Annotated in this window: 5 protein-coding genes; 2 read left to right on the top strand and 3 right to left on the bottom strand. The window is 46.1% G+C overall.

From position 1 onward, the window contains the following. The first annotated feature begins 159 nt into the window (after nucleotides 1–159). Nucleotides 160–1,677 carry a hypothetical protein gene (locus B2089_RS08945; protein ID WP_296686841.1) on the top strand — a complete coding sequence of 506 codons (1,518 nt, stop codon included), beginning with the start codon at nucleotides 160–162 and terminating at the stop codon, nucleotides 1,675–1,677. 120 nt (nucleotides 1,678–1,797) lie between these two features. On the opposite strand, the gene B2089_RS08940 is transcribed toward B2089_RS08945, so the two are convergent. Together B2089_RS08940 and B2089_RS08935 are read right to left on the bottom strand one after the other, a co-directional pair. Then, nucleotides 1,798–2,604, bottom strand: a complete 807-nt coding sequence (locus tag B2089_RS08940; RefSeq protein ID WP_296686839.1) for an Rpn family recombination-promoting nuclease/putative transposase — start codon at nucleotides 2,602–2,604, stop codon at nucleotides 1,798–1,800. Between the two features lie 138 nt (nucleotides 2,605–2,742). Further along, complete coding sequence (locus B2089_RS08935) at nucleotides 2,743–4,047, bottom strand: hypothetical protein (protein ID WP_296686836.1); 1,305 nt, start codon at nucleotides 4,045–4,047, stop codon at nucleotides 2,743–2,745. A 221-nt stretch (nucleotides 4,048–4,268) separates the two neighbouring features. On the opposite strand from B2089_RS08935, the gene B2089_RS08930 reads away from it, so the two are divergent. Next, nucleotides 4,269–5,597 (top strand): ATP-binding protein, encoded by a 1,329-nt coding sequence (locus tag B2089_RS08930; protein WP_296324503.1) that lies wholly within the window; start codon nucleotides 4,269–4,271, stop codon nucleotides 5,595–5,597. A gap of 62 nt (nucleotides 5,598–5,659) precedes the next feature. Here the strand turns inward: B2089_RS08930 and B2089_RS08925 are convergent, their stop codons facing one another. Continuing rightward, nucleotides 5,660–6,997, bottom strand: coding sequence for a hypothetical protein (locus B2089_RS08925; protein WP_296324506.1), 1,338 nt, complete (start codon nucleotides 6,995–6,997; stop codon nucleotides 5,660–5,662). Nucleotides 6,998–7,133: the final 136 nt, after the last annotated feature.

Here is a 7,133-nt window from a genome sequence, read left to right as displayed (position 1 = left end):
ATTTAAACCTTGGTTTGTTTTTCCATATAAAAAAAGGATGCATAAAAAAATTACCTCCGTGTAATTTTTTTATGGCCAAGTTTTTGGTGTTACCAAAAACTTGCAAATTCATGCGTCCTGCATGCCGCTAACGCGGAGTTAAAAAAGGAGGATTTTTTTATGAAAAAAATCGTAAGTGCAGTTGCTTTGGCTAGCGTTGCCTTTGGTGCTTTCGCTGCTGACTTGACTGTAAAATCAGAAATTAAGTATCAGCCAGTTGCGGCTGAGATTCATAGTGGTGAAGATGCTGACGAAAACATTTTCGCAACTCAGGCAACTACAAAGGATACTTTCCAAATTAACCTCAAACAAGACAATGTTAAAATCAACGGAAAGTTTGATGCCACAGCTTCTTCTACAGTTGTCAATACTGCTTCTGCGGCAGTTGCTTGGGGCAATGCAAACATTACGGCTGGTTACTTTGAATCTCGCTTCGCTAACCGTGTCACAAACGACCAGAACGACCTTTCTTTGATTGAGCAGAACTACGGTGCAAAGAGATATGCTATTGCTCCATCAAGTTATGTTCAGACTGCCGGTGCATACGATGGGGTCGATTATACTGCGGGTAAATATATTTACGGATGGGGTACATCACAGATTGGCGGCGCGAAGAAACTCGGTATCAACCCGAACCTCGGTTTGTGGTCAAAGGCTGGTGTCGATGCTGATCAGGTTGCTGGCTTACAGGGTTCAAAGGCAAACGCTTTCGCAATCGACTACACGATTGCAGATGTTCTCCCTGGAAAACTTCTCTTGAAAGCAGTCGCAAAAACAAGCGCCAAGGCATGGGAAGGCTCAAATGACGACGGCACAAAAACTACCACAACAAACTCAGGGTTCAGCTTTGAGGCAGCGTTCACACACGAGCAGTTCACGGCAGACTCTGTTGTAAACCTTGACAAAGACAATGTCGGTTCATTCGGTTTGTATGTAAGCCCGACCGCCGTTGACGGACTTACGGCAACTCTCGGCTTCACTTATGCGTGGGACAAATCAACATATACATCATCATCTCTCGCAAAAGCAGCTGCTACTAATGTGGACACTATAACCTATGATGAGAATACTGGCTGGACACAAACAACAATCCCCGGTAGTGGAGCGAAAGTTTCAAAAATCGTCACTTTGCTCGGTCTTCCTGTTGCAGGAAACGACTCCGCTGCCAATGCAGCAACACTTGATTATGCACAGGATGACACATACTGGGCAATCGATGCTCGTGCTCGCTATGCTGTGAACGATGCTCTTGCTTTCGGTATTTACTCTAACTTGACAAGCTACAAAGTTCAGTTCCTCAAAGACACTCTCGATAAAGGTGCTCAGATGGCTTTGGATGTCGTTGTCAACGCAAACTACAAACTCAACGATGTGGCTAAGTTCTTTGTTGAGGGTGAATTCGCACAGCAATCTTTCGACTCTGACTTGAGCAAGGTTCTCGGTGCTGATGTTGTCGCACAGGCTGGTGTTATCCTTACTCCTGCTAAGGGCGCGACAATCACAACTGGCGTACGCGGCGTATTCTCAGGAATCGGAGCTGGCAAAGTTGACCTTTATGACAGCGGTGAAGAAACGGATTACAGCAAGTTCTACGGAACAAACATCGTAATTCCAGTTTCTTTCAAATGCTCTCTCTAATTCTGAGTTAGGCTAAAGCAAAAGGCTCGTCCGTTTTGGGCGAGCCTTTTTTTTGCGTTTTTTGCCGGTGAGGGGCGTGGAATGCCGCTTTTCGGCATGTCTGCGCCGGAAGAGAAAGCGCTAATGGGCGAGTTCTTCCTTAAGCGCAAGCACTTCATCTAGGGGAAGTGATGTGATTTGTGAAGTCTGCTCGGCAGTGAGTCCCATAGAAAGGGCATTCCTTGCGTTCTCGCGGGAGGCTTCGATTTTGCCCTCCTCTTTTGCGTCAAAACGCTGAAACTTGATTTCCTGCTCCCAAGTCATATAGAACCTCCTCCAGTCTATGTTTCTCTTGGCGAAGGCCACTTTCTCCCCGATGCTTTTCGACAGCTGGGAAACCGCCGGCCTGCCCCTGAGGAACATGAAAAAGTCCCTCATATCCTCGCTCTCCATTTTATCACAGTCCTCCGCGTTGAAAAAGACTTTGTAGGCGCGGTCGTCCAGCTTCAGGCTCTGGTCCTGCTGGCAGGCGTTCTCGAAAAAATAAACGGGCAGCCCCTTGCCAAAGATGTCATCGAGACAGAGGAAGATGATATAGGAGTCTTTAAGCGTCCTGTAGCTCTCCCCCCTCTGCAGGTTGTCCATGTCTATGACGCTCTGGTAATAGCGCGCCCTTTTCGGCAGGTTGCTTGAGCTCGTGGTCTGCATCTCGATGTCAAAAATCCTGTCATCGTCCCTCGTGTAGACATCAAAGCGGACGCCCTTTGTCTCCGAGAACTCGCGCATCGTTTTCTCGGACTGGGGAACCTCAAGCCTGTTAATCTTTATGCCCAAGAGCAGTTCAAGAATCTGTCTGCACAGCTCCGGCTCGCTCTCAAGAATCTTGCAGAACAGGAAGTTGTCCGCAAATGTTAGTTCCTCCCATGTCTTTGTCTTTCTTCTTTCCATGCAAATTTTCCTCCTGCCCTCTTATTTGGAAAATTTGCGCCTTTTCGGCAACGCAGCAGGGAAATTTCTTTGATAAAGACAAAAAAAATCCCCGCCCTGCAGCGGCAAGGCGGGGAAAGTGCTTTACACTAAGCCAAATTACATCTTAACACGGAAGATAACCGGAACAGAGATTTTTCGGATTTCAGTAGTTGCTGTGTCTGCAATGTCTCCAGTGTTCAAAAGCTGTTTGTAGTTCAAAGCAGCAGTGATTTTAGCACCTTTGCCAGCCTTAATTCCTACGCTCGGTCGAATCTGGAAATAGTTCTCACCTTTGTCTGACTTGTCCTCATCATCAAGGTCGCACATATAGATACCAGCATCGAATCCGAGATCGATGAGGTCGCTGAGAGCGTATCCAATTTCACCAACAACATACAAACCTGTCTCAGCTTTGGCATCATCTGTTTTTGCTGTGAGAGACTCGTATTTGCCGTTCAAGACCAATGTAACTTTGTCGATTGACTTGTTGACGAATCGCCAGTCGATTGCATAAGCGTTATATGCTCCATTCACAGCCGTTGTTCCAGCGAGTGCTTTGCCATCGTTTTTCTTTGACTGTGAGCCATAAGTGAAGCCGAGAACTGCTGTTGTGTCAGGAATGAGCTTGCTTGCTGTGAAGTAAACGCCTGTTGCGATGTTGTAGTAGCCGGATGTTCTGACCATGCCCTCAACAGAGAAATCCTCTCTCTGCAAAGCAGCGTCGAATGCGAAGCCTGTTCCGACAGTCGTTGTTGTGTCGTCGGTTGTGTCGGTACGATATGCGTTCGTTGCCTCATTTTTTCCGCTTTTACCAGCAGCAGTTACCGAGTCAACTATGGCAGCCTTGAGAAGGAGCTTTCCGCCTGCAACATCAGCGAATGTGTAGTCGAAGATTCCAGACCATACGCGGTCACCACAGTTGGCACCGATATTGTTTGCGTCTACCATGAAAGAAGCGCCGCTTGCATTTGTTGCACCAGCACCGGTCGTGATTGCAAGAATCTTTGAGAGACCGTAGTTTTTGATGTTTCCATCATCGGTAAGACCTTCCTCATTGATTGTCGTGTTCTGTCTTTTTGTGAAGACACTCTCAAAAACACCGGCTGTCACTTTGGCATTACCAAAGTTCATCCAACCGTAGTATTTGGTATCAACTGCTACTGTTCCCTCTCCTCCATTAAGAGCCAAACCGATATGAGCACCTGCATAGTCGTTATTAATCTCGATGTCCATCGCGTCACTTGACTTAGCGAACTGAGAAATTTTCTGAGTGTCGTTTTCGGCAGTGCTATTATCTTTTACAAAAGACTTCTCATATGGTGTGTAGTGTGAACGAGCGTTCAATGTAATTTTTGCATCTGCAGCGAAAAGACTTCCAGCCATAACTGAAGCAACAATTGCTGCACTTACGATTTTTTTCATAAAAAAATCCTCCTTTTTTTATATGGAAAAACAAACCAAGGTTTAAATTTAATAGTACAATTCCGACATTTCTGGGGGGGCGGGAAACGGAAAAATGCGAAATTTCTATGAAAAAGATATAGATTTCGCTTTTTTTCATGCGAATTTTGCTTAAATTGTTTGCATTTTTTATATGAAAAATGTTAAACTTATTGCAAAATAAACACGAAAGAGGAATTTTTATGAAACGGAATGTCATTTCTTCGCTACTAAAATGGAAAAACAAGCCCAAACGCAAGCCTTTGGTCGTCACGGGGGTTCGCCAGTGCGGCAAGACATTTATCCTAAAATCGTTCGGCGCGGAGCATTTCGAGGACACGGCTTATTTCAATTTTGAGGAAACCGAGTCGCTTTCTTCACTCTTCGAGCATGATTTCAATGTGGAGCGAATCTTGGACGAACTCGGTTCAATCGTTCTCGGTCGCGAGATTGTCCCGGGTAAAACGCTTGTAATTTTTGATGAAATCCAGACTTGCCCCCGCGCGATTACGGCTTTAAAATATTTTTGCGAGAATCTTCCCGAGCTGCATGTGATTGCGGCAGGCTCACTTCTCGGCGTTGCTTTGGCGGGAATTTCGGAAGGCTTTTCGTTTCCGGTCGGCAAAGTCGACAGGCTCATGATGTATCCGATGACTTTCGATGAATTCGTTCAGGCGGATGGCGGCGAAAATCTCATAAAATCGGGGGCAAAATTCGATTTGAACCGAGAGCTTCCCGAAATCTACACGAGCCAAATGGAAAAATACCTCAAACTTTACTACATAATCGGGGGGATGCCCGAAGCCGTCCAGACTTGGTGTGACACGCACAGTTTTGAGGAGGTCGAGAAGGTTCAACAGAATATTCTTCGCGACTATGCCGATGATTTCGCCAAGCACGCACCTATCGCTGAAGTGCCGCGGATACGCCTTATCTGGCAGTCCGTGCCTGTTCAGCTTGCAAAAGAAAACAACAAATTCGTGTTCTCGCATGTTCGGGAGGGCGCTCGTTCCAAGGAACTTGAGGACTCTTTGGAATGGCTGATAAATTCTTCGCTGGTTTACAAGCTCCCGCTGGTCGAAAATCCCGAGCAGCCGCTTTCGTTCATGGCGAATGAGGCGCACTTCAAAATCTACATGGCGGATGTCGGATTGCTCCGAAAGCGGTCTGGCATTTACTATAAGATGATTCTTGACGGCGGCGACGACTTTATCCGGTTCAAGGGCGCACTCACAGAAAATTTCGTCATGAGCGAGCTGAGGGCGGCGGGATTTTTTCCGTATTTTTGGCGGTCGGGCAACACGGCAGAGCTGGATTTTCTTCTGGAGGCGGGAGGAAAAATCATCCCAATCGAAGTTAAATCCTCAGAAAACACACGGGCAAAAAGCCTGCGCCTGTTCTGCACAAAGCACAAGCCCGCACTTGCAGTCAAATTTTCCTTGAAGAATGTAGGCTGCACGGAGGAGAACGGCACGAGGATTCAGAGTTTGCCGCTGTACCAGATTTTCAGGCTGAAAGACTATTTGAATTAAAACCGCCGCAAAAAAAGGCTCGCCCAAAACGGACGAGCCTTTTGCCTTACGCTAAGCTTGGATTAGAGTGCAGTCTTGAAAGAAACTGGAATAAGAATGTTTGTTCCGTAGTTGTCTTTGATAGAGCTGTCAGCACCGATTCCACCGAACACGCCACGAACGCCAGTTGTGATTGTCGCACCCTTAGCAGGTGTGAGAATAACGCCAGCCTGTGCGGCAACACTTGTCGGCTGAATATATTTCTGGACATCTGAATCCAAAATTGAAGCATACTCGCCTTCAACGAAGACTTTAGCCAAGTCGTTGATTTTGTAGTTTGCGTTCAACACGATGTCAAGAGCATTGTAAGCGTCTGCTTTGCCTTCTTTGAAGTTTGTGACATTCGTGTAAATTCCAGCCGCAAATTCGTCTGTGAAAGCATAGCGGGCACGAGCATCGATTGCCCAATACTTAGATGGGTCGCCAGCATTCTCAGTATTTGCTTTGACTGCCGTTGTCTCATCCCAAGCATAGGTGAAGCCGAGCGTTGCAGTGAGAGCGTCAACAACTTTCGGGCTGATATACAAGCCCCATGAACCAACATTGTCATCATCAAGGTTTGTTACGAAGTCTGCAGTGAAGGCATCGTGTGTGAAAGCCGCCTCAAAAGAATAAGCCGAGTTGTTTCGAGTGCTTTTTTCCGCATCATCGCTGTCAGAAGCCCATGTTGCAATTTTTGACTTCACAACTGCTTTCAAAAGCAGTTTTCCAGGGAGTGACTCGGCGATTGTGTAGTCGAACGCAACGCTGTCAGTCTTGTTTCCCGAAACACAAGAGACATTGTCCGCATCGATACCGGCTATTGAGTTCAATCCGAGGTTCGGGTTGATACCGAGCTTTTTGTTACCAATAACCGCATCGTATCCCCATGTGTTCACCGTGATACCTTTGTCATTTGCATTTTTCTTTGAACCACCTTTATTCCACACTCCAGCATCGGTAGTGTAGTTCTGCTCAATCAGAGAGAGGTCGTTCTGATCTGTCGTGACTCGGTTAGCGAATCGTGATTCGAAGCGACCGAAAGTGATGTTCGCGTTGCCCAAAGTTACTACTGCGTTCGCCGTATTCACAGTGACTTTTTCTGCAGTCGCATCAAACTTACCATTGATTGCGACATTTTCTCCTTTCGCATTAATCTGGAAAGTGTCTTTTGTGCCGTAGTTTTTTTCGACATTTCCTTTAGCCACAGTTCCAGCATTCACACCGTTCTGCGTAGCAAAAGCCGTCAAAGTTCCATCTTTACCAGAAGCATACTCAAGAGCATTCATCTGATATTTGATTTCTGACTTGAATGTGAAATCAGCTGCAAATGCCCCGGCAACCAAAGAAGCCAAAGCAACTGCACTTACGATTTTTTTCATAAAAAAATCCTCCTTTTTTAACTCCGCGTTAGCGGCATGCAGGACGCATGAATTTGCAAGTTTTTGGTAACACCAAAAACTTGGCCATAAAAAAATTACACGGAGGTAATTTTTTTATGCATCCTTTTTTTATATG

Source organism: Treponema sp. UBA3813, from assembly GCA_002368605.1.
Classification (GTDB): domain Bacteria; phylum Spirochaetota; class Spirochaetia; order Treponematales; family Treponemataceae; genus Treponema_D.
The sequence above is the reverse complement of the archived record's forward strand: the minus strand, read 5'-3'. Positions and strand labels throughout refer to the sequence as shown.